Source organism: Afipia sp. 1NLS2, assembly GCF_000178995.1.
Lineage (GTDB): Bacteria > Pseudomonadota > Alphaproteobacteria > Rhizobiales > Xanthobacteraceae > Afipia.
Genome location: NZ_ADVZ01000005.1, coordinates 369,692 through 393,236 on the forward strand (window position 1 = coordinate 369,692; position 23,545 = coordinate 393,236).

The following is a 23,545-nucleotide window of genomic DNA, read 5'->3' on the forward strand; positions in this document are numbered from 1 at the left end:
GCTTTTGCATGTTTATATGAAGCACGATGTTGCTTTAGGCCGCGATGCGCTCGCGGACGATCTGGGCAATCTCGGCGTCCAGTCCCTCGATCACCGCATATTCGTCATTCGAGGCGGCATAATTCTCGTCCAGCGGCGCATAGTCGTCGAATTCGCTTTCATAGCTGAATTCGTTTTCGTCATCCAAACGCGGCGCAAGCGGCGGAGAATCCACGAAGACGATGTCCTCGTCATCCTCGGCCATCATCTCGTCGTAACTACAATCGTCTTCGACAGGCGCCGCATCCTCGATCATCTGCACGAACCGCTGGGCGTCGATCTGTGTCGCCGTCTCATCGCAGAACAGCCGAGCATCCTCGCGCGCTGCCTCGACCGCGAAGCGCCGCAGCAGCACCAGCAGCGGATCGTGCGCCGACGTTACTTCGCTCTCGCATTGCGTCAACACACGCTCGACCATGCGGCGTTGCAACCGCACAATACCGTCCTGCGTATCGACGAAGCCAATTTCCAGGATCGCCGCGACCGCGGCGCGGAATGCCGGAACGGTCGAGGCCGGGAAACCCGCCTTCGTCAGCAGCGCGTCCAGCCCTGCCCCGCGGCCATAGGCCAACGCGGCGACACGACGCGGCGGCAGGCCGCTCAGCTCGACAAGCGCTGCCTCAAACAGACCGGCGTTGCCCGACAACAGCGCGCGCAGCACGAGGCCTGCGTTGAGCTGGCCGCTTTCGCGCAGATGATGGATGAGATTTGCCAGCTCCTCGCCCTGCGACAGGCTTGCGATATCGAGCAGCGAGCGTTCCGTCGCTTCCGCCGCAAGGCGGCTGGCGCGGTCTGGCGTGATCCAGTCGCGCGCTGCGGCAAAGCGGGCCAGCGTCGCCGACACCTTGGCCGCCAGCGCAAGGCGCACCGACGCAGGCAAATTCTCACGCTGCAAAAGCTGTTCGCGGATCACGGCGAGATCGCCATGGCGCTCGACGATCCGCTCCAGCGAGAACGGCGCCAGCGTCACGCCGGGATTTTCAATCAGTTCGAGCACCGCCGCCGCATCGCCGACTTCCGCGAGCGCGGCAGCCACCGACACCGGCAACTCCGCGCGCCGCGCCACCGCGCACTGCACCTGCGGGCAACCGGTGGCGACGAGATCGACCAGATCGGCATCGATCAGCAGCGGCGAGAATTCGAGAACGGGCAATGCGATATCGGGCTGGTCAGCCGCGAGTGCCGCGACGATGGCGGGCGGCGCATCGGCCTCGGCCGCGAACACCTCCGACATCGCCTGCCGCACCAGCGGCGAGGCATCGTCGAGCAGCATCAGCAGCGCGCCTTCGGCGGCGATGCGATCGTCCTGCGATAAATCTGAAATGAGCCAGGCGCGGGCCAATGCCCGTGTCGCCTCAGCGCGCTCCCCGACGGGAGCGGTACGAACCCAACTGATAAACTGCCGAACGATCATGGGTGTTCCGGCTTACGCAACTTTGCTGACTGCGTCGGGAATACGACGCTACTGTCAGAAAGCGTAAACCATGACACTTAAGAAACAGTTCACCATAAACGGCTGCGGCCGTTGAGTTTTTGTTAACTCCCTCCGCTCACCCCGCAAACACGCCCTTCGGATCGCTGAACAGATTGAATTGCGACTGATCGGGATTAGCCGCGGCGGGCGCCTCCGCGTTGGCCTGCGAACCGGCCCCCCACAACTGGCGCACCGTCAAAGACAAAGGCTCGGCGCGATCGCCGGCCTGAAACAGCGAATGGAATGTTGGCCCCATCTGCCGTGTCGTCATGGACGCGCCGCTGCCCTGCGGGAAGCTCGACAGGTACGCCATGTTGTCCATGGCAGGCGACGAGCCGCCCGCCGAGGCAACCGCGAAACGCGCCATCGGAGAATTCGCCGCGCGGGCAAAGCGTGTATTGATGTCCGAATAGACTTCCGACACGCTGCGCGAGCTGCCGTCGCGATTGTAGAAGATCGAGCGATTGGCGGCGGCCGCATTCGGAAACATCGCGGGTGCGGACGCGCTCGGATTGCTTTGCGCGCTGGAAATCAGCTTCGTCGCGCCGCCGACGCCCATGAAGTGCGCCATGTAAAGTTCGCCGTCGGTCGGGCGCCGTCCAAGTTCGCCAGAGAGCTTGAAGCTATTGGCCTGCGTCAGCGCGCCCGCCATCGCCGCGTTGGCGGCGGGGTCGTCGCGCAGCCTGAGGATCTGATCGCGCGTCGCCGGATCGCTGACGGAATAAGTGCCGGACGGTGATTGCGAGATCGCATTGGCGTAATTGCCGTAGCCGAACGCGGCTCCCGCCTGCTTCACGGTGGCGAACCAGGTCTGTTCGATAAACTGGTAAAGCCCGCGCGCCGACGAGGTGGATGCCTGCGCCTTCGGGTCGAGGTTGGATTCGATCTTGGCGGTGGAAATCAGGTAATCGAAGCTCGCGCCGGTCGCATCTGCGGCCTGCTTGATGGCGCCCGCGATTTTCGCGCGCGCAGAATCAATGACTGACGACGCAGTCGTGCTGTCGATTGCCATGTGTCCCGCTCCCCGGTGACACGTCTGAATGTCGCGGGCGCTTCCCAACACCCGCCGGACCTTCCGGTCCATCTGCACCCTGGGCGATTATGGTTAATGGAGGGTTAACGACGCGGGCAAGCGCAAGCCGAAGCGCAGCGTGACGGGGTGCTATTTGTAGACCTGGCCGGGATCGAACGCCTTATCGGCATCGACGAACACGAGCTTCGCGCCGCCCTTCTCGTTCTTCACCGCGCGATAGAAACAGGAGTGCCGGCCGGTATGACAGGCCGCACCGGACTGCTCGACGCGAATCCACACCGCGTCCTGATCGCAGTCCATCCGCATCTCGACGACGCGCTGGACATGACCCGACGTCTCACCTTTGCGCCATAACTTCTTGCGCGAGCGGCTGTAGTACCAGGCGTCGCCGGTCTCGATGGTCCGGCGCAACGCCTCGTCGTTCATGTGGGCGACCATCAGCACGTCGCCCGAGCGGGCATCGGTCGCCACGCATGTCACGAGTCCGGACACGTCGAAGCGCGGAGCGAACAAAAGCCCCTCTTCAAGCTCTGCGTTGTGGCCTGATTGCGTCGTCACTTGCGAACAACATTCTAAGGTTCGTGAAAAACTTCAAGCGCCTGAAAATGGCGCGCTAATGCCCCGCACCATATGAAGAAAACGGTTCTGCTCATCCGGATTGTCATAGAACATTCCGGTGAAGCGCGACGTCACCGTCTTGGCGCCGTGCTTGGCGATGCCGCGCACCGACATGCAGGTATGCTCCGCCTCGAGCAGCACCGCGACGCCGCGCGGCTGCAACACCTTATCGAGCGCCGCCGCGATCTGGGCGGTGAGATGCTCCTGCGTCTGCAGCCGATGCGCGAAGGCATCGACGAGGCGCGCAATCTTCGACAGCCCGACGACGCGGTCGACTGGCGTATAGGCGATGTGCGCCTTGCCGTAGAACGGCATGACGTGATGCTCGCAATGCGAATGGAATTCGATGTCGCGGATCAGCACGAAATCATCGTAGCCCGCGGTCTCGCCGAAGGTGCGGTTCAGCACCTCGGCCGGGCACTGGTGGTAGCCCTGAAACAGTTCGTCATAAGCCTCGACCATGCGGCGGGGCGTGTCGAGCAGGCCCTCGCGGTCGGGATTTTCACCGATATAGGCGAGCAGCGTCTTCACCGCCTGCTCGGCCGCGTCGCGCGAGGGACGCGGCTGATCCGGGTTAATCCCCGCCTGATCGATCTCGGAAGCAGGAACTTCGATTTTGTCCACCTTGCCGCGCAGCGGCTTGATGACAGCATCCATCGTGGCTCTCCGTTCGACCGGCCCTCATTGCCAAAGACGGGGCCGGAGTGTCACCGGGTCGCCAGAGGTCCTGTGGGACCGTCGGACGCCTTGCGTGAGTTTAGAAGGCTGCCGGAAGCCAAATCGTGACTTTCCGGGGCAGCCGGTCAATTCGACAGGTTTATTCCTGCGATCCAGCCATTATATAGGACAGCAGGACTGCGAGCCAAGGCTCCAGATGGCCCTTTTGGGCGGGCGCAGCCCACAGGTACTTTCATGATAAACGACATCTACAACAAGAAAATCATCGAGCTGGCCGGCAATATTCCACGGCTCGGCCGCCTTCCCCATCCCGATGCCTCGGCGACGGCCCACTCCAAGCTGTGCGGCTCGACGGTGAAGATCGACCTCAACATGAAGGACGGCGTCGTCACCGATTTCGGCCATGACGTGAAAGCCTGCGCGCTGGGTCAGGCCTCCTCCTCGATCATGGCGCGCCACATTGTCGGCTCGAGCGCCAATGAACTGCGCCAGTTGCGCGACACCGTGACCAAGATGCTGAAGGACAACGGCGCGCCGCCGGACGGCAAATGGGCCGACATCGCGGTGCTGGAGCCGGTGCGGGACTACAAGGCCCGCCATGCCTCGACGCTGCTGACATTCGATGCCGTGGTCGATGCGATCGACCAGATCCAGAATAAAGAGAAGGCGTCAGGCGCGCTCAACGCCGACACGGCTCCCGCCGAATAATCGGACTGCCGCCCGCATCATTGCGCAGGCGCGGCTCCGCCGGTCGGCGGCAGCGCTTCCGCCGTCTTGGTCGGCGCCATCGTCGCGGGCATGGTCGCCACGCGATCCTGAATCGGCTTGGTCACGACAGGCTTGCCCACCGTCGCCGTGTGCGGCGGCTCAAGCTTCGGCACGTCCGCCACCACCGGCTCGTCGGTCACGAGGTTACCCAGCCGCAATTCGGGGCGCGACAATTCATGCAGCGGCTCCCACGGCGGCACGCTCAAGGCCAGCGTCAGCAGATCGCCGGTGCCCCCCATGTCGAACGTATATTTCGCAAGCCGCCCGACATCGCGTTCGACGATCATCAGATCCTGCGCGGTGTAGGTTGCGGCCTTCGCGTCATTGGCGCGGTCGCCCATCCAGATCTGGTGGACACGGACATGCGCCTCCGGCGGCACGATGCGGGTCTTGCCCGACAGCAGCAGGAACACGCACATCGATTCACAATAGGCGTCCGGCTCGATCGCACGGACCTTGCCGTTCAACCCGTCCTTCTCAATCACCTGACCGACGGTGGTGAAAAGGCCCGCCTTGCGCCACACCCGGCCGAGCGCCAACGCATCGAGCACCGAACCGCCGCTGGAGTTCAGCACCACAGTCGCGGACGACAGATCGTGACCGGTTGCGATCTTCTCGAACAATGCAGGCGTGTCGGTGGTGATGACGCCGACCGCCTCGATCCAGTCGCGGCAATCCGGCGCGCACTGATCTTTCGGCGCCACGTGCCAGACAAACGTCATCGGCTGGCGGCGCGGCTCGACCGTTTCCGGCTCATGGGGCGCATCTGCTGCGTGGGAGGTCTTCGCGGATGGCGACGATTGAGCAGCGCCGGAAGCATGTGCGGTTTCCTCACGCGCGGCGAGGCCGAACAGCGCAACCAAGAGAGCTGCGGCGCCAATCCGCGCCCAGCCGCTAAACGTGAGCGACCCCACTTCCATTCCCTTCCATGCCCGAGCCGGGCAACGGCCCAGAGCCGAAGCGTGACACGAATCCTTGTCACACGAGCATTATGAAAATCGTAACGGTGCCGCAGCGCAGCGTCCATGAAACATTCGGCGCGTTGCATTCAAACCCGCGCGATGCTGTGAAACTGTGGCGGAAAAACCAGTATAGTTCCTGGAACCGGAACTAACCTCTAACCCAGACCAAGCCCATGCCTTTCAAATTGTCCTGCGGCTGCCGTGCCTGCGACATGGCGAAGAACGCGCCGCGCAATGCGGGACGCGGCATGATCTGGTTATATCGCTCCACGCTCTCGCCACTGATCGGATTCAACTGCCGCCATGTTCCGACCTGCTCGGCCTATGGCGATGAAGCCATCGGCCGGTTCGGATTGTGGGCGGGCGGCTGGATGACGCTGGCCCGCTTGCTACGTTGCCAGCCATGGGGCACGTCGGGCCTCGACTTCGTGCCCAAGCAGAAACCCGCGAATGCACGCTGGTATCTGCCGTGGCGTTACGCGCGCTGGCGCGGCGTCAACGACAAGCACGAATGAATGTGCTGGCGGACGCAGCTACCGCTTTTGTTTTCACGACACTTTTTTGTGTGGGGCATTTGGCGATCCGGTCATGGAACTGACCGCAGCCATCGCTATTGTTTGGAGTTAGACAAATTCGAACCCGGCGGGGTTTGGATACATACGTCACCAGCATCGAGGGATGCATGACCGAGCATGATCCATCCAAATCGGGCAAGCCAGGCCCGGATCGCAGGACCGTCCTCCAGACCATCGGTGCCGCCGGCATCGCAACTGCCACGAACTGGCCAACCCCAAGCAAGGCTGACATGACACCGACGAAGACAACCGTCTCGGCGGGTTATGCCGTTGAGACGAAACTGACCATCAACGGCAAACCCTATTCCGCCACCATCGACCCGCGCACCACGCTGCTCGATTTCCTGCGCGAGCACGTCCACCTCACCGGCACCAAGAAGGGCTGCGATCACGGCCAGTGCGGCGCATGCACCGTGCATGTCGATGGCCGCCGCGTGAATTCCTGCCTGACGTTCGCCGGTGCGCTCACCGGGCGCGAAGTCACCACCATCGAGGGCCTCGGCGAGCCCGGCAACCTGCACCCGATGCAGGCCGCCTTCGTCGAGCACGATGGCTACCAGTGCGGCTACTGTACGTCCGGTCAGATCATGTCCGCCGTCGCGTTGATGAAAGAACCGTGCGGTCCGTCCGATGCCGAGGTGCGTGAACTCATGAGCGGCAATATCTGCCGTTGCGGCGCGTACCAGAACATCGTCGCCGCGATCCAGCAGGTCCGGCAAGGTACGTAAGGAGACGGCAGATGCACATGTTCCAACTGCGCCGCGCCGACGATGTGGATGCCGCGATCAAGGCCGCATCCGCAGCGCAAACCGCGCAACAGGGAGCCGATATCCGTTTCCTCGCCGGCGGCACCACGCTTATCGACCTGATGAAGCTGAATGTTGAAACACCGCAGCAGGTCATCGACATCAATCATTTGCCGCTGGACAAGATCGAACCTACCGCCGATGGCGGGTTGAAGATCGGCGCGACCGTCCGCAACGCCGATCTCGCGCATGACGAGCGCGTGGTGCGCGATTATCCAGTGCTGTCGCAGGCGCTCCTATCGGGCGCATCGGCACAATTGCGCAACATGGCGACGACGGCCGGCAACCTCCTGCAACGCACGCGATGCGTCTATTTCCGCGACGAGCACATGGCCTGCAACAAGCGCAATCCCGGATCCGGCTGCGCCGCCATCAACGGCTTCAACCGCACGCTCGCGATCCTCGGCACCAGTGACCAGTGCATCGCCAGTAATCCCTCCGACATGAACGTCGCGCTGATGGCGCTCGACGCCACCATCCACATTCGCGGGCCACAGAGCGAGCGGGACGTGCCGATCGCGGAGTTCTTCCTGCTGCCGGGCAACACGCCGAACAAGGAAACCGTGATGCAGCCCGGCGACCTCATCACCCATGTGACGTTGCCCGCGCCGCCAAAGGGATCGCGCTCGTTATATCTGAAGCTGCGCGACCGCGTGTCGTATGAGTTCGCCCTCGCCTCCGCCGCTGTTGTGATGACAGTCACGAACGGGAAGATCGAGACCGCGCAGTTCGCGATGGGCGGCGTTGGCACGCGGCCATGGCGCAACGCGGATGCGGAAAAAACACTCATCGGCAAAGCGCCGGACAAGGAGACATTCCGCGCTGCCGCCGAGGCCTTCCTGAAAGATGCGAAACCACAGAGCCAGAACGGCTTCAAGGTCGAACTGGCGAAGCGTTGCCTCGTTCACACCCTCGATGCCGCAGCAAAGCTGGCCTAAGCCAATAGCGAGATTGCACTATGAATTATGTGGACCCCGGCAAGGTGATCGGCTCCCCGCTCAATCGCGTGGACGGACCGAAGAAAGTCACCGGCACAGCCATCTACACATCCGACCACCATTTCGACGGTATGCTCTATGCCGTTCCGGTTCGTGCCACCGTTGCGGCAGGCACGATCAAGACCCTCGACACGACCGCCGCCGAAAAGATGCCGGGCGTGCGGCTCGTGCTGCATTCCGGCAATATCGGCAAGCTCAACCGGCCAACCGCCAAAAACGGCATGATCGACGAGAGGCGCCCCCCGCTCGCCGACAATGAAGTGCGCTATTACGGCCAGTACGTTGCCGCCATCATCGCCGACACCTTCGAGCAGGCCACCGCAGCCGCCGATACCATCAAGGTCACGTATGACGCCAAACCCTTCAACGTGAAGGATGAACTGGAGCCTTCGAAATGGACCACGGACAGCCAGCGCGGAGACGTGGAGAAGGCGTTCGCGGATGCGCCGGTCAAGGTCGATGAAACCTACGTCACGCCGACCGAGACCCATTCCGTCATCGAACTGCACGCCTCGGTCGTGACGTATGAGAACGGTGTGTTCACGCTGTATGAGCCAAGTCAGGCGGTCGTGAACCATCGCCAGGTCGCAGCCGCGGTGCTGGGCGAACCCACCGACAACATTCGGGTGGTCGCGCGTTTCATCGGCTCGGGCTTCGGTAGCAAATTGTGGCCGTGGGCCCACAGCTTTATTGCTGCCGCAGCGGCGAAGAAACTCAAGAAGCCAATCAAGCTTGTGCTGACCCGCAAGATGAATTTCGAATCCGCCGGTCACCGGCCAGTGACGCAGCAGCACATCCAGCTTGCCGCGACGGCCGACGGCAAGCTCGTCTGCCTCAGTCACGACTCCATCAACCACACATCGATGTCGGACGATTACGGCGAGAACTGCGGCGAGGCGACGCCCTTCCTCTATTCCACGCCGAACCTGCGCGTTCGCGCGTCGACTACCAAGCGCAATGTCGGCACGCCGACCTCGATGCGCGGCCCCGGCGCGGTGCCAGGATTGTTCGCACTGGAGTCGGCGGTCGATGAACTCGCGATCAAGCTGAAGATCGATCCGGTTCAATTCCGCATCATGAACGAGCCGAAGGTGGACGAAAGCAGCGGCCTGCCCTTCTCGTCGCGCCATATGGTCGAATGCCTGCAGACCGGCGCGGATAAATTCGGCTGGAGCAAGCGTACCCCCGGCATCGGCTCGATGACCAAGAACGGAAAAATCCTCGGCTGGGGCGTGGCGGGCGCTTCATGGATCGCACTGCGGATGCCGACCGAGGCCGCTGTCGAACTGAAATCGGACGGCACCGTGCGCGTCACCTGCGCGACCCAGGACATCGGCACCGGCACCTATACGGCGGCAGCGCAGATCGTCAGCGCCGAAGCCGGCGTGCCCACCGACAAGATCGAAGTCGTGCTGGGCGACACCGACCTGCCGCCCGGTCCGTTCTCCGGCGGCTCGGCGGCGACCGCATCCGTCATTCCGGCGATTCTTCAGGCCGTTCGCGAGGCGCAGCAATCCATCATCGACCTCGCGGTGAAAACGCCGAACTCGCCATTCGCCAGCCACAAGCCGCGCGACCTTACGTTCAAGGACGGCAAGGTGGTCGCCGCCAACACCACGGTTGGCGCGGCGGACGGCGGCGGATTGGCTTTCGCCCGCGTGCTGGAAATGGCCAACAAAGCCTCGGTCAAGGGCCATGGCAAAAGCGAGGGCGGCTTCAACGATCCGCTGAAGAAGAAGTACTCGCTGCATTCCTTCGGCGCGCAGTTCGCCGAGGTGAGCTGGCAGCCGGAATTGGCGCGGCTGAAAGTCGAGCGTGTCGTCACCGTGATCGACGGCGGCCGCGTCATCAACATGAAGACGGCGTCCAACCAGATCGAAGGCGCCGTTGTCATGGGAGTCGGCATGGCGCTGTTCGAGCACACCTGGTACGACCCGCAGAATGGCGCTGCGATCAACAGCAACCTCGCCGATTATGTCATGGCGACACACGCCGACGCACCGCGGATCGACGTGTCGTTCGTCGAACATCCCGACACGATCTTCAACGAACTCGGCGCGCGCGGCCTTGGTGAAATCGGCCTTGCGGGCATCGCGGCGGCGATCACCAATGCCGTCCATCACGCCACCGGCGTGCGGGTCCGCAAACTGCCGGTGATGATCGAGGATTTGCTGACGGCGTAAAGGCGCTCAAACGCCTTTGCCCACGGCGATTCCGCTGCTATATCCCTCTCCTACCGCTTACCTGCGCTCGTTCGCAGGAGTGAGCAACAGGAGGGACTAATGTCTGATAAAGAAGCCCCCGCGTCCGGATTCCAGTTCGGCCTCGCCAACCTCAAAGCGGTCGAAAATCCCGACATGATTGCCGTTACCTTCCCCGACGGGGCAAAACGCGAATTCCCCAAAGGCACTACCGGTTTTGAGATCGCCAAGGGCATCTCGCCCTCGCTCGCCAAGCGCACCGTGGCGATGGCGCTCGATGGTGTCGTATCCGACCTTACCGACGGAATCGAACACGATACGAAAATCGAATTCATCAACCGCGACGACCCGCGGGCGCTGGAACTGATCCGGCACGATGCCGCGCACGTGCTGGCGGAAGCCGTGCAAACGCTATGGCCGGGCACGCAGGTGACCATCGGCCCGGTGATCGACAACGGCTTCTATTACGACTTCTTCCGCAACGAGCCGTTCACGCCGGAGGATTTCGCCGCGATCGAAAAGAAGATGCGCGAGATCATCGCGCGTGACAAACCCTTCACCAAGGAAGTGTGGACGCGCGAACAGACCAAGCAGGTGTTCAGCGACAACGGCGAGATGTTCAAAGTCGAACTGCTCGATGCCATTCCAGCCGATCAGCAGATCAAGATCTACAAGCAGGGCGACTGGTTCGATCTGTGCCGCGGGCCGCACATGACCTCCGTCGGTAAGGTCGGCAATGCGTTCAAGCTGATGAAGGTCGCGGGCGCGTACTGGCGCGGCGATTCCAACAACCCGATGCTGACGCGCATCTATGGCACCGCCTTCGCGAGCCAACAGGATCTCGACGCCTACCTCAAGCAGCTTGAGGAAGCCGAGAAACGCGACCATCGCCGTCTCGGGCGCGAGATGGACCTGTTCCATTTTCAGGAAGAAGGCCCCGGCGTCGTGTTCTGGCATGCGAAGGGCTGGACGCTGTTCCAGGCGATCATCGCCTACATGCGCCGCCGCCTCGCTGCCGATTACGACGAGGTCAACGCGCCGCAGATGCTGGACAAGTCGCTGTGGGAGACTTCCGGCCACTGGGAATGGTATCGCGAGAACATGTTCGCGGCGCAGTCCGCCGGTGACGAAGCGGAAGACAAGCGCTGGTTCGCGATCAAGCCGATGAACTGCCCCGGCCATGTGCTGATCTTCAAGCACGGCCTGAAGAGCTATCGCGAACTGCCGATCCGCCTCGCCGAATTCGGCGTCGTGCACCGCTACGAGCCCTCTGGCGCGATGCACGGGCTGATGCGCGTGCGCGGCTTCACGCAGGACGATGCACACATCTTCTGCACCGAGGACCAGCTCGCGGACGAGTGCCTCAAGATCAACGACCTGATCCTGTCGACCTACGCCAATTTCGGCTTCGAGGGCGAACTCACGGTCAAGCTCTCGACGCGCCCCGACAAGCGTGTCGGCACCGATGCCGCGTGGGACCACGCCGAAAGCGTCATGACCAAGGTGCTGGCGCAGATCGAGGCCAAATCCGGCAACCGCATCAAGACCTCGATCAATCCGGGCGAAGGCGCGTTCTACGGCCCGAAATTCGAATATGTGCTGCGCGACGCCATCGGCCGCGAATGGCAGTGCGGCACCACGCAGGTGGACTTCAACCTGCCGGAGCGGTTCGGCGCGTTCTACATCGACGAGCATTCCAACAAGGTCGCACCCGTGATGGTGCATCGCGCGATCTGCGGCTCGCTGGAACGCTTCACCGGCATCCTGATCGAGCATTTCGCCGGTCACTTCCCGCTCTGGCTCGCGCCGGTGCAGGCCGTCATCACCACCATCACTTCGGATGGTGACGATTATGCCCGCGAGGTGTTCGAGGCCTGCCGCGCGGCTGGCCTGCGGGTCGAGATCGATCTGCGCAACGAGAAGATCAACTACAAGGTCCGCGAGCATTCGCTGGCGAAGGTCCCGGCGCTGCTGGTCGTCGGCAAGAAGGAAGCCGAGACGCGCGCCGTCTCGATCCGCCGCCTCGGCCGCGAAGGCCAGACCGTGTTGCCGCTCGACGAGGCATTGCAGGCGCTGGCCGCCGAGGCCACGCCGCCGGATGTGAAGCGCGCGAAGGGGCTTGCTTAAAGTCCATCTAAACTTCATGCCGGTGCCCGCCCTTGTGCCGGGCATCGGTGTCTTCCTATCTGTTGGCCACAAGACAGACCTGAAAGACAGACATGCCAGACGCACTTGAACTTCTGAAAACTCGCCGCTCGCTGAAGCCGATGGAGATGACCGGCCCCGGCCCCTCCGCGACTGAACTCGACACCATCCTCACCATCGGCTCCCGCGTGCCCGATCACGGCAAGCTGTCGCCATGGCGCTTCATCGTATTCGAGGGCGACGGCCGCACGCGCGCAGGCGAGATTTTCGCGAAACTGTTCGCGCAGAAGAACCCGCAGGCGACGCCCGACCAGATCGAGAAGGAGCGCACCCGGTTTTCGCAGGCCCCGCTCGTGATCGCGGTGGTCAGCAAGACCATCGAACACTTCAAGGTGCCCGCGTGGGAGCAGGAATTATCGGCCGGCGCCAGCGCCATGAACATCGTTCACGCCGCGACCGCGCTTGGTTACGTCTGCGACTGGGTGACGGGCTGGATGGCGTTCGACCGCGACGCGATGGATGCGCTCGGCCTTGCGCCGAACGAGAAGATCGCGGGCTTCATCCACATCGGCAAGCCGACCAAGACGATCGAGGATCGCCCTCGCCCGCCGCTCGGCGAGATCGTGACGCGGTTCTAGTCCTCACGCCGCCGCAGCGGCGCCTTTTGCCTTCGTGCGTCCCTGTCCGAACCTGTCGAGCAATCCTGCAATGTCCACACCGGGCTTTGCGGCGCTGAACAGGAACCCCTGAACCTCGGTGCAGCCCATCGCACGCAGACGTTCGAGCTGGTCCTCGGTCTCGACGCCTTCCGCCGTCGTGGAGATGTTCAGGCTCTGGCCGAGGCCAGAGATTGCCTTCACGATCGCCACGCAATCCTCCCGCTCGGCAAGGTCGCGCACGAAGGAGCGGTCGATCTTGATCTTGTCGAACGGGAAGCTGCGCAGATAACTCAGTGACGAATAACCCGTGCCGAAATCGTCCATCGAGATGCGCACGCCGAGGCTGCGGAGCTGATGCAGCATCGCGAGGTTCGCCTCGGTCTCCGCAAGGAACAGCGATTCGGTGATTTCCAGCTCCAGCCGCGTCGGCGCAAGGCCGGAATGCGCAAGTGCCGCGATCACGGTCTGCACCAGATTGCGGCTTCTGAACTGAATCGGCGACAGGTTCACCGCCACCTTGATATCCGCAGGCCATTTCGCGGCCTCGGTGCAGGCTTCGCGTAGCACCCATTCGCCAAGCGTGACGATCAGGCCGATATCTTCCGCCACTGGAATGAACTCCGCCGGCGAGACCATGCCGCGCTCCGGATGACGCCAGCGAATGAGTGACTCGAACGCGACAATACGGTTGGCCGCAACATCGACCAGCGGCTGATAATGCAATTCGAACTCGCCATTGGCCAGCGCGTGGCGCAGATCGAATTCGAGCGCGCGGCGGGTCTGCGCCTGACGGTCCATTTCCTGCTCGAAGAAGCAATGCGCGCCGCCGCCTTCCGACTTGGCGCGGTAAAGCGCCATGTCCGCGTTGCGTAGCAGATCGTCTCCGGTCACGCCGTCGCCCGGCGACATCGCGATGCCGACGCTGGCGCCGATCACAAGCTCCAGCCCGTCCACGGCATAAGGCGCACTCACGTCGGCAATCAATATTGCCGAAAGATCATTGAGATCGCGGGGCATCGGATTGCGCTTCACGATCATCGCGAATTCGTCACCGCCGAGACGCGCCACCAGAGAGTCCGCCGGTATCACCGCATGCAGCCGCTCCGCCACCATCTTCAGCAGGCGGTCGCCCACCGGATGCCCGAACGAGTCGTTCACATTCTTGAACATGTCGAGATCGATGCACAGCACGCCGATGCGTTCATCGCTGCCATCGCTCCGCTCCAGCGCCTGATCGAGATGCTCGCGAAACTTCACGCGGTTCGGCAGGCCGGTGAGATTGTCATGATGCGCCATATAGGCGATGCGCGCCTCCGCCCTGCGCCGCTCGGTGATGTCCACCGCCGTCACCAGAAAGCCATCCTTCCCCTCGAACGGCACGCGACGACCGAATGTCAAAACCTCGATCTTGGAGCCATCGGCCTTCATATGTCGCCAGTTGTGGGTCGACTGATAGATGTCGCCGACCTCGTCCAGCACGCTTGCATGGGCCTGCCGTTCGTCCTCCGGCCAGATGTCGAGAAGATTCATCCCCAGGAAGGTGGCGCGGTCATATCCATAGTGCCGGATGGCCGCATCGTTGACGTTGAGGAAATTCTTGGTTTGCGCGTCGAATACCCACATCGGCATCGGATTGGCGTCGAACAGCAGGCGGAACGATCTTTCGCGGCGCTTCAGATCCGTAATGTCTGTCAGGATGACCGACAGCATGTCGCCGACCGGCGCGACATTCAGTTTCAGGGTGAAACCGTCGCCCTCGACTTCGATCTGTACGTTCGCCGCGGCACCCGTCGCTTCCGCGAGTTGCGCCAGCACGTTGGTGAATGACAACAGATGCGTTCCCGCGCTCAGCCGCAACCAACGCAATTCGTCGGAAGGCAGCCGCAACAGCCGCGCCGCGCCTTGATTGAGATGCACGATCTGAAAATCGACCGGATGTCCTTCGGCGTCGCGAATGGCCGCAAGCGACAGCACACCGTCATCGGTGGCGCAGAACACCGCATCCAGCAGGTCGAAATCGAGACCGCGCGTATGAACATAGATGCTGGTGAGCACGTCACCCCAGCGGGACGCCATCGGCAGCGCGAGAACGTCATAGGCCTGCACCTTGCCGTGACGCACGCAATGGGCGGTGGCGAGATAAGGCTTCTGATTATGCTGCGCCGAGGCGCAAGCCTCCGCCAGCGTCAGCGCGCAGTCCGGCGGCAGCATGGCCAGCGGCGTGTGCTGAACTTCGCTTTCAAGCCATGCATCGACCTCGCGCCCGGCGCGCAGAATTTCGATATCGCCGCCCTGCCCCTTGAGCAGCGCCATGTTATCGGCGATGCGGCCCAAGCCGCCCAGCGTCACATCTTCAAAAGGCGGCAGCAGGCGCCCCGGCTTCAATGCGGCGCGCCATTTTCGCTCCAGCACCGACAGATCGCTGAACAGATCGGACCCGGAAATATTTTCGTTCGAAATACCGATGGCACTCACAACGCATCCTCGCGCACTAACGCAGCTTCTTCACGCGCGCGCATCCAATGCCGTGCCAATTAAGGCGGCGTAAATCCCTCGCATTCGCACGCGACGGCAACAGGAAAACTTGTTTGATGGTTAGTCCGAATTAGAGACTATGACAGTTTGTCATAATCAGCGCGTCAGCACTTCGACTTCGCCGTCGACGCCGTTCTTCACTTCGAAGTCGCGCTCGAACACCTTGCCGTCATTCTTGGCGATGGCTTTGTATTCGCCCTCGGCCAGCATCACGCGTGGAAACGCGCCGATCGATTCTTTGATGACGTCGCCCGCTGGCGTCAGCACCGACCATGCGGTGTTCGCCAACGCCTCGCCGCCCTTCTCGCCGACGAGCTTGAGCGTGATGACGGCGGCCCGATGCGTGACGACGACATCGGTGAGCTTCGCGGCCTGCACGCGAATGTCGGAACGGACGATCGAATTGGCGTCCCCATAGGTCGAGACGAGATAATAGATTCCGGCAGGCAGCATCAGCACGTCGCCCGCCGCGACGTTCTGCGCGATCGGAGAGCGGTCGCCGGTACCGATCTCGAACTGGCTGCCCTTGTAGATCGAGAAGACGATCTGGCCTTGCGGGATTTTCGACGTGCCGACACGGCCTTCGATCCGCAAGCCGCCTGCCGCAAGATCGAACGTCTCGCGCGTGGTCTCTTCCTGTCTGATCGTCACCGGCCGCACGTCGCTGACGAGACCGAGACTGACGTGAATCACATAGCCGCCCGGCGGCAGCGGAATCACCGGTGCCGCGGCGCGCTCCTCGCGGATGAGATGCATCGCGCCATTCGGGCCGAGCTTGTCGGAATAGATACGCCAGATCAGCCCGCCATTGATCGCGGGCATGTCCTTGCCAAAACGTGCAGACAAAGTGAGCGTGCCTTGCGGCGTGGCCTGAACCGCCGGGGCCGGCGGCAACAGCGGCGGCTGGGTGAGCTGGGCCGGCAAATCGGCAGGAGACAAACCGGACGGCGGCGCGAGGCTGATGGCAGGCGCCGACGGCTCCGCCTGCGGAATGCTGCCGGGGGGAACCGGCGCCGGCTGATCGCCGGGAAACTGCGCATGAGCGGATTCGACGAGCATCAGGCCGGACAGCACGACAGCCACACAGGCGCACGCAAGGCGCGCCATGCGCCTTGAGACAAGACTGCCATGCCGGAATGTCATCATGCGGTAGCTTTTTCCCTGAAAAGGCGGCGAATTCAAGCCTGCAGACCCGCCCAAGGGGCGGTGGAAATGGCTCTGGGACAGAACATATCTGGATAAAAGGTCCCGCTTCAGTCACATTCCGGCAATAACCACCGCATGTTCTCCATCCGGCCTGTCCGGGGCGGGAAAACCGCGCCGGAGGGCACCATCCATCATCGGGAGGCCCCGGGTTGCTCGAAGTCTTCAAAGGGATCGGCCAGGCCATCGGGTCCAACGATAAGGACGCGGCCCCTGCTCCGCGCCGGCCCAAAATCGGTCTCGCGCTCGGCGGCGGCGCGGCGCGCGGCTTCGCCCATATCGGAATCCTGCGCACCCTGATCGCCAACGGCATCGTCCCCGACATCATTGTCGGCACCTCGATCGGCGCGGTGGTCGGCGGCTCCTATGCGGCGGGCCATCTCGACACGTTCGAGGAATGGGCGCGGCATCTCGGCCCGCGCAGCGTGTTCAGCTATCTCGACATCCGTCTGAACGGCTCCGGCCTGATCGGTGGCGACAAGCTCGCAGCCCAACTCGACACCACGTTCGGCCGGATCACCATCGAGGAATTGCCGCTGAAATACGTAGCGGTCGCGACCGAGGTGAAAACCGGTCACGAGATCTGGCTCAACCACGGCAGGCTGGTCGATGCGATGCGCGCGTCCTACGCGCTGCCCGGCATTTTCGCTTCGATCCTGATTGGCGATCGCTGGCTGGTGGACGGCGCACTGGTCAATCCAGTGCCGGTGTCCGCGGCGCGCGCGATGGGCGCCGAGATCGTGATCGCCTGCAACGTCTCCACCGACATCACCGGCCACGGCACCATCGTCGCACACGGCACGCCGGAAGACGCTGTGGCGCCCGAGCCTGCTCCGGAAAAAAAACGATTCGGATTCTTCTCCGCCGAGAAGACCATGAAGCGCGAATTCTTCGGCGCGCCCGGCCGCCCCGGCATCTCCACCGTGATGGTGGACGCCTTCAACATCATGCAGGATCGCATCACCCGCGCACGTCTCGCGGGCGACCCCCCCGACGTACTGATCTCTCCGCGCGTCGGACGGATCGGATGGTTCGATTTCCATCGTGCCGAGGAATGCATCGCGCACGGCGAACGCGCCGCCGAACGCGCCATCGAATCGATTCAGGAAGCGATCAACATGCTCACACCGACGGCAAGCCAGCCGCCGGGCACAGCGCAACTCGCACCGTGACGTGAGACCTCAGGCCGTCTTGATATAGTCGCGCAGCGCTTCCTGCTCGCGCTCGTATTCCTTGACGCGCCACTTCACGATGTCGCCGATCGAAATCAGGCCGACGACGCGCTCGTTCTCCACCACCGGCAGATGACGGAATTTGCCGTTCGTCATCTTTTCCATGATCGAGGCGGCGGTGTCGGCGCGGCGGCAGGTCACGACCTTGCGCGTCATGACTTCGCTGACGGGCATCGCCAGCACGCTCGCGCCATGCTTGCCGAGCACACGCACAACGTCACGTTCAGACAGGATGCCTTCGATGTGATGATCCTTCATCACCAGCACCGCACCGACATGACGCTCGGTCAAGACACGGATAGCATCGGACAGCTTGGCGTCTGCCTCGATGCTTATGACTTCGAATCCCTTGGTGCCGAGAATTGCCTGAACCGTCATTGCCAGCGCCTCCCATAAAGTGATGCGATCGCATTCTGAACCGTGCGATCTCGTCCAGCCGGGAACAACTCACTCAGCGGCGATTTGGTTGCATCACCGGCGAAGTGCGGTCCGGCATTGATCGAATGATGGATCAATGCAGGGAGGGCTGCAAGGAAAAGAAAAATCGAATCAGACGTCGCGGGAGGAAAGATTTTCCTCAGGTGAAATATCGGCCGGTGACTCGCTGCCGCCGCGCGGCACGGGATCGAACAGCGAGAACAACAAAAGGCCGGCCAGGAAGCCGCCGACATGCGCCTGCCATGCGATACTTTGCCCCTGAGTACCGATCTCGATGGCGCCAAGCCCGGTAAACAGGTTCAGGACGAACCAGATTCCGAGAAAGGCGAGCACCCGTCCGTTGCGCAGCGCCCGCGACAAGGGCAACGCCGGGATGCGCGCGGCCGCATCGGCATCGGGGGTGCGACGAAATGACAGGAAGCTGCCGCGCTGGAATGCAAAACGCAGCGAGGCGGCCATGGTGCCGGACACAGCGGCGGATGCGCCGATCATCGGCGCCAGCTCATGGGCATGCGTCAGCAGGTGCGCCAATGCCCCGGCCACCGCGGTAATGGCGAGGAAGACGAAAAACCGCACCCCGCCGAAGCGCCGCGCCAGCGCACTGCCGAACGGCAGCATCCACAGCATGTTGAACCCGATATGAGTGAGGTCCGCGTGCAGCAGCGAATAAGTGAGGAAGCTCCAGATACTTGCACCGATTCCGCCCGGAATCTGCTCGGCCATCAGGGTGGTTTCGTAGCGCGCGGGCACGAAGCCAAACACCCAGATGACTTCCTGATCCAGCGACGCAGGCAGCAGCATCCGCGCGATATGAATCCCAAACAGGATCGCGAGCAGAAGCGTCATCGGACGCGGCAGCGTCAGAATGGGTTCGCGGGAGTGTTCGGGGGGTGCCAGCAATGGTCTCATCCAGGGCCGCCCGGACCGGGAACGGATCGGGCCAGCCAGTCCCTGACATACGGCTTTTGCCCCGCAGCGCAAGCCGCCTGTGTCCATCCTGGGTGAAAAAGCGGTCATCCCGCGCCGAAAATGAAAAAGGGAGGACCGGACAGGTCCTCCCTTGATCGATGACAGCCTTTCGCGAAGGAAATCCCCACCCCTCCCCGCGCGATGGCCGGTCTTATAGCCACCCGTTATTCAACTTGTATTCGACCGTCTGGACCCGGCGGCAGCTCTTGGGAAAAGCTGCTGCCGTATGGAGTAGATGCATACTACCCGGTTCCCTTGCGGCCTCAACTTCATAGTTAAATTTACCTTAACGCCACAAACCGGGGCTTAACCTCCCCCGGTTTCGCCCTTCGGCATGGACGCTGCACCGATCCTTGCGCACAACAACCAAGGGCCGCGCAGCGTGCGGGCTCGGGACACAACTGTCCCGTGTCTGGACCTGCCGGGTGGGTGATTAACGTGAAGCATCCGTCGAACCGGGAATTCTTCGCATACTGGGACAAGGCCCGAGGCACATCGGCCGCCCCGGACCGCAGCAGCCTTGCGCCTGAGCCCGTGCGGCATCTGCTCGGCGACATCTTCGTGCTCGCCTACGATCCCGCCGCCGGATATCCGTTCCGTGTCGCGGGCACGCGGATTTGCGCCCGGCTCGGCCGCGACGTTAAGGGCGAAAGCTTCTCGTCGCTGTTCACGGGCGAGGCGCACCGGGAGATCGAGGATCTTCTCGGCATCGTCGCCGAGGAAACCATGCCGACGGTCGCGGGCGTCACAGCGGCGACGAGCGAGGGCGGCCTCGTGCATTTCGAACTGCTGCTCCTGCCCTTCAGCCCCCGTGCCCATACCCCGCTTAGTCTCACCGGCCAGATGGCAGCGCTGACGGAAGCCCCCGGCACACTGTCGCAGTTCGGCCTGACCTCCTGGCGCCATCTCGAACCCGAGATTCAACCGCGCGGGCCGCGTATGCTGCGCAAGCTCGAAATCGCGCGCGGCTTCATGGTCTATGAGGGCCTGCGGTAGAGGCGTATCGCCTTTTCGACCCGATCGTTTCGCTTTCAGTGGAAGCGCTCGCCGCGGTCAAGCTGGGCGAGGATTTGCGCCGATCTCTTGGCGCGTGTCTCGGGGCGCTTCGCCGTGTGAAGCCGATAGTAGATCGAATAGAGATTCTTGCGATCCAGCGTCTGGAAGAACGCCTTGGCGGCGGGCATCGTCTCCAGCGCATCCAGAAAATCTTGCGGGATGGTCATGGCCGCTGACCCTGCATAGGCGCTGTCCCATCGGCCATCCGCCTTTGCAGCTTCGATATGGGTCAATCCGGCAGGCATCATCCGCCCTTCCGCGATAAGCCTCATCGCATGTTCGCGGTTCTTGGCGGACCAATTCGACTTTGGCTTCCTCGGCGTCAGGCGCTGCAAATACGAAGCCTCGTCCACCGGCAACTTCTGTCCATCGATCCAACCGAAGCGGATCGCTTCGATCACGCAGTCAGTCCACGTCACTGACCGCCTGCCCGATTTAGCCTTGAAGATATGCACCCAAAGTTCGCCGCTATGCTGGAAGTGGCTCATCAGCCACTCGCCCAGCTCTGCGGCATCCTGAAATGCAATCGGCTTCCGTTCGTTCTTGGCCATTCCTCCGGTTAGCAGAACCGGCAATACGCCGGAAGGGAAGCCGCATTAACTCGAAGCCATTGATTTCATTGGAGCGAGTGCGCCAAACCACCCCCGCCGCCCCCATTGGCCGCCTTTCAGCGGCGCCCATCGCTGCATTGGACGACACCGGTATAAGCTGCAAATCCTGCGATCCCCAGCGATGGAAGCTTCGAGCCCGGCTTTTGGGGTTCCGGATGCCCTTCGATGGCGAGGATGGTCAAACACCGACAGACAGTTCAGCCGGCGGCAAGCCCGAAGCCTGACGCTGATACATAGCCTCGTACAGGCTTTCCAGATCGGCCGTGAACCGTTTGATGTCGAATAATGGGCTTGTCCGAACATACTCGACAAGCCTCTTGCGAATGCCGTCGAGCCGGTCAGCGTCCGTCGCAAGAGCGACGGCGCGTTCGACGTATTCTTCCCGCGAGAACGTCACAAGTCCGTCCTGAAGGCCGACCGTGGTTAGGATGCTTGCCGCCACACGCCCCGCGAACGCCTCGCCCTGAAGCGTCAGGACAGGCAGGCCGGCCAAGAGGGCGTCGCTGGTCGTGGTGTGAGCGTTGTACGGCAGAGTGTCGAGAAACAAGTCCGCAAGCCTGTGCCTGGCAAGATGGCGTGGAAGGTCGGCTCTGGGAGCGAAGACAAGGCGGTTTGGATTAATTCCGCGCGCCGACGCTTCCCGTCGTAAGTTTTGCGCGACGACGTCGCTGTTTTTCAATAGCCATAGGACGCTGCCCGGAACGCGGCGCAGGATCGTCATCCAATCAGTAAAAGTACCCGGATTGATCTTGTTGTTGTTGTTGAAGGAGCAAAACACAAACCCAGCATCAGGCAGGCCGTGGTCCCGCCTGAATACAGGATCGTTTGGGATAACGCGCGTTGTCGTGTCGTTCACCTGATAACAATTCGGCAGATAGGCCAAATGCTCCGCGAAGTTTGCGCGCTGCGCCGGCGGCACGACGATCTTGTCGGCGATCAGATAGTCGATGAAGCTGGCGCCCATTGTTGAAGGATAACCGAGATACGCAACTTGGATCGGCGCGACCCGCGCCGCAAAGATGTCCGAGCGAGGCTCTTGAGCGTAGCCGTTCAAGTCGATCGCGATGTCGATCTGCTGTGCGCGCACGATCTGCACGCAGCTTTCAATCGAGACGCGCGGGCCCAGCTCGAACCATCCGTCGAACGATTTTCGAACGCGGTTCGTTATATCTCCGAACCTCGCAGGGCCAACGGGAAAACCGATAACGTCGAACTTCGACCGGTCATGCAGCTCGAACAGCCTTGCGATTAGAAAAGAGGTCGCGTGGTCGCCGAAATCGGAAGAGAAATAGCCGATCCGGATTTTGCCGGTACGAGCGCCGCTCTTCAGCGGCGCGGTTGATGCCGTAGAATACATCAAGTCGGCGTAAGCGCGTGATGCCTTCAGATGCATCGCCGGTTCATCGAATGCATATAGAAAGTGCGTCGGCGCAGATGGGTAACGCCCCTCTGCGATTCCGCGCCTCATTTCGCGGACATCTTCTTCTCGATGGCTCCAATCACAAAGCATCGCCGCAACGCCAAATCGATCGCCGCGCAAAAAGCGCTGATGTGGGTCTAGCGATAACGCTCGCTCGAAATTCGGAAGCGCTCTCTCAAAGTCTTTCATCGCCAAGAAAGCGCCGCCGCGCCCGGCCCATGCGTCGGCGAGGCCCGGCGAAATCTCGATCGCCCGGTCAAACGCGCTGACCGCTTCGGCGTAAGATTTGTGAGAAGAAACGAGGGCGTTTCCGAGCCCCGCCCACGCACTCGCAAGCTTCGGATTTTGGGAAAGCAGCCGCTCGAAGATGGGGAAAGCTTCGTCAAAGCGTTGCGCTTGAGCGAGTGCGGTTGCGCGCCCCAGCGCGGCATCTTCGCTCTGCGGGTCTGCCGACAGAAGACGATCATAGACCGCCAGCGCTTCGTCAAAACGGCAAAGGCGACGCAGAGCATTCCCGCGCGTCAGTTGCGCATCGATCGATGAAGGATCGATTTTCAGCGCATCGTCAGTGACCTTAATCGCTTCCGAATAGCGGCCGAGCCGCCCCAGCGCGAAGCCGAGCGTGTTCAGAACGTCAGCGCTTGGCGGCCCGACCGCGACCGCTTGTTCAGCCCTTTCGCGCCCCTCTTCGAAGTGCCCCTGATGCACCAAGACTGCAGCGAGGTTCGCCAGCGACGGGCCGTGTGCCGGCACGATTTTAAGGGTCGCTCTGAAATAGCGATCAGCGTTCGCAAGGTCGCCTCGATCGAGACAGTCCAACGCGGTAAAAAAATTCTGTTTCGCTAAATCTTCCCCAGACATAGCCCACTTTTACGGCTCCACCAGGCGATTTCAAAGGTCCTAAAACGCAAAAGCCCCCGTCCTCGAAAGGGAAACGGGGCTAGTTCGGGGATGGGGCCGGTTCGTTCGAAGACAACATTCATGAAGCGGCATACCACAAGCCCGTCCGGCCATAGATCGGACCGTTTCCGATCTGGGCTGCGGCATAAGCGACTACGCTGTCGCCTCACACGCAGAGCACGGCAGCGAATAACATAAAATATATCAATATGTTAGTGGTAAAAC

General features: G+C 62.2%; 20 protein-coding genes. 9 read left to right on the forward strand and 11 right to left on the reverse strand.

Going from position 1 to position 23,545, the window contains the following annotated elements; all coding sequences use genetic code 11:
• Positions 1-34: 34 nt before the first annotated feature.
• From AFIDRAFT_RS18020 to folE, 4 genes are all read right to left on the reverse strand, one after another.
• Positions 35-1,453, reverse strand: coding sequence for a DUF2336 domain-containing protein (locus AFIDRAFT_RS18020; protein ID WP_009341094.1), 1,419 nt, complete (start codon positions 1,451-1,453; stop codon positions 35-37).
• 136 nt (positions 1,454-1,589) lie between these two features.
• Entirely contained in the window at positions 1,590-2,525 is a 936-nt protein-coding gene (locus tag AFIDRAFT_RS18025) for a transglycosylase (RefSeq protein WP_009341095.1), read from the reverse strand.
• 150 nt (positions 2,526-2,675) lie between these two features.
• On the reverse strand, positions 2,676-3,104 hold the full coding sequence (gene hisI / locus AFIDRAFT_RS18030; RefSeq protein ID WP_040298689.1) for a phosphoribosyl-AMP cyclohydrolase: 429 nt from the start codon (positions 3,102-3,104) through the stop codon (positions 2,676-2,678).
• Between the two features lie 33 nt (positions 3,105-3,137).
• The gene (gene folE, locus AFIDRAFT_RS18035) at positions 3,138-3,821 is read right to left on the reverse strand and encodes a GTP cyclohydrolase I FolE (protein ID WP_009341097.1); all 684 of its coding nucleotides are present in this window, start codon (positions 3,819-3,821) and stop codon (positions 3,138-3,140) included.
• A gap of 255 nt (positions 3,822-4,076) precedes the next feature.
• On the opposite strand from folE, the gene AFIDRAFT_RS18040 reads away from it, so the two are divergent.
• The gene (locus AFIDRAFT_RS18040) at positions 4,077-4,550 is read left to right on the forward strand and encodes an iron-sulfur cluster assembly scaffold protein (protein WP_009341098.1); all 474 of its coding nucleotides are present in this window, start codon (positions 4,077-4,079) and stop codon (positions 4,548-4,550) included.
• 17 nt (positions 4,551-4,567) lie between these two features.
• Here AFIDRAFT_RS18040 and AFIDRAFT_RS18045 read toward each other — a convergent pair whose 3' ends face one another.
• Positions 4,568-5,530, reverse strand: coding sequence for a COG3904 family protein (locus AFIDRAFT_RS18045; protein ID WP_009341099.1), 963 nt, complete (start codon positions 5,528-5,530; stop codon positions 4,568-4,570).
• A gap of 215 nt (positions 5,531-5,745) precedes the next feature.
• Between AFIDRAFT_RS18045 and yidD the strand changes: the two genes are divergently transcribed.
• The 6 genes from yidD (at position 5,746) to AFIDRAFT_RS18075 (ending at position 12,935) form a co-directional block, all read left to right on the forward strand.
• Positions 5,746-6,087, forward strand: a complete 342-nt coding sequence (yidD, locus tag AFIDRAFT_RS18050; RefSeq protein ID WP_009341100.1) for a membrane protein insertion efficiency factor YidD — start codon at positions 5,746-5,748, stop codon at positions 6,085-6,087.
• Positions 6,088-6,254: 167 nt separating this feature from the next.
• The gene (locus AFIDRAFT_RS18055) at positions 6,255-6,875 is read left to right on the forward strand and encodes a (2Fe-2S)-binding protein (RefSeq protein ID WP_009341101.1); all 621 of its coding nucleotides are present in this window, start codon (positions 6,255-6,257) and stop codon (positions 6,873-6,875) included.
• Between the two features lie 11 nt (positions 6,876-6,886).
• Positions 6,887-7,891, forward strand: coding sequence for an FAD binding domain-containing protein (locus AFIDRAFT_RS18060; protein WP_009341102.1), 1,005 nt, complete (start codon positions 6,887-6,889; stop codon positions 7,889-7,891).
• 20 nt (positions 7,892-7,911) lie between these two features.
• Positions 7,912-10,134 carry a xanthine dehydrogenase family protein molybdopterin-binding subunit gene (locus tag AFIDRAFT_RS18065; RefSeq protein ID WP_009341103.1) on the forward strand — a complete coding sequence of 741 codons (2,223 nt, stop codon included), beginning with the start codon at positions 7,912-7,914 and terminating at the stop codon, positions 10,132-10,134.
• 99 nt (positions 10,135-10,233) lie between these two features.
• A complete protein-coding gene (gene thrS / locus AFIDRAFT_RS18070) occupies positions 10,234-12,279 on the forward strand; it encodes a threonine--tRNA ligase (protein WP_009341104.1) in 2,046 nt (681 codons plus the stop codon).
• A 92-nt stretch (positions 12,280-12,371) separates the two neighbouring features.
• Positions 12,372-12,935, forward strand: a complete 564-nt coding sequence (locus AFIDRAFT_RS18075) for a nitroreductase family protein (RefSeq protein WP_009341105.1) — start codon at positions 12,372-12,374, stop codon at positions 12,933-12,935.
• 3 nt (positions 12,936-12,938) lie between these two features.
• Here the strand turns inward: AFIDRAFT_RS18075 and AFIDRAFT_RS18080 are convergent, their stop codons facing one another.
• Both AFIDRAFT_RS18080 and AFIDRAFT_RS18085 read right to left on the reverse strand, forming a co-directional pair.
• Positions 12,939-15,431, reverse strand: coding sequence for a putative bifunctional diguanylate cyclase/phosphodiesterase (locus AFIDRAFT_RS18080; RefSeq protein ID WP_009341106.1), 2,493 nt, complete (start codon positions 15,429-15,431; stop codon positions 12,939-12,941).
• Positions 15,432-15,587: 156 nt separating this feature from the next.
• Complete coding sequence (locus tag AFIDRAFT_RS18085; protein ID WP_009341107.1) at positions 15,588-16,637, reverse strand: RgsD C-terminal domain-containing protein; 1,050 nt, start codon at positions 16,635-16,637, stop codon at positions 15,588-15,590.
• Positions 16,638-16,846: 209 nt separating this feature from the next.
• Here AFIDRAFT_RS18085 and AFIDRAFT_RS18090 point away from each other — a divergent pair, with 209 nt between their 5' ends.
• On the forward strand, positions 16,847-17,866 hold the full coding sequence (locus AFIDRAFT_RS18090; RefSeq protein WP_009341108.1) for a patatin-like phospholipase family protein: 1,020 nt from the start codon (positions 16,847-16,849) through the stop codon (positions 17,864-17,866).
• A gap of 9 nt (positions 17,867-17,875) precedes the next feature.
• Here the strand turns inward: AFIDRAFT_RS18090 and AFIDRAFT_RS18095 are convergent, their stop codons facing one another.
• On the reverse strand, positions 17,876-18,304 hold the full coding sequence (locus AFIDRAFT_RS18095) for a CBS domain-containing protein (RefSeq protein WP_009341109.1): 429 nt from the start codon (positions 18,302-18,304) through the stop codon (positions 17,876-17,878).
• Between the two features lie 171 nt (positions 18,305-18,475).
• The gene (locus AFIDRAFT_RS18100; protein ID WP_009341110.1) at positions 18,476-19,273 is read right to left on the reverse strand and encodes a rhomboid family intramembrane serine protease; all 798 of its coding nucleotides are present in this window, start codon (positions 19,271-19,273) and stop codon (positions 18,476-18,478) included.
• A 498-nt stretch (positions 19,274-19,771) separates the two neighbouring features.
• Here AFIDRAFT_RS18100 and AFIDRAFT_RS18105 point away from each other — a divergent pair, with 498 nt between their 5' ends.
• Positions 19,772-20,329, forward strand: a complete 558-nt coding sequence (locus AFIDRAFT_RS18105) for a PAS domain-containing protein (RefSeq protein ID WP_040298695.1) — start codon at positions 19,772-19,774, stop codon at positions 20,327-20,329.
• Positions 20,330-20,364: 35 nt separating this feature from the next.
• Here AFIDRAFT_RS18105 and AFIDRAFT_RS18110 read toward each other — a convergent pair whose 3' ends face one another.
• Together AFIDRAFT_RS18110 and AFIDRAFT_RS18115 are read right to left on the reverse strand one after the other, a co-directional pair.
• A complete protein-coding gene (locus tag AFIDRAFT_RS18110) occupies positions 20,365-20,940 on the reverse strand; it encodes a YdeI/OmpD-associated family protein (RefSeq protein WP_009341112.1) in 576 nt (191 codons plus the stop codon).
• Between the two features lie 238 nt (positions 20,941-21,178).
• Positions 21,179-23,281, reverse strand: coding sequence for an O-linked N-acetylglucosamine transferase, SPINDLY family protein (locus tag AFIDRAFT_RS18115; RefSeq protein ID WP_009341113.1), 2,103 nt, complete (start codon positions 23,279-23,281; stop codon positions 21,179-21,181).
• Positions 23,282-23,545: the final 264 nt, after the last annotated feature.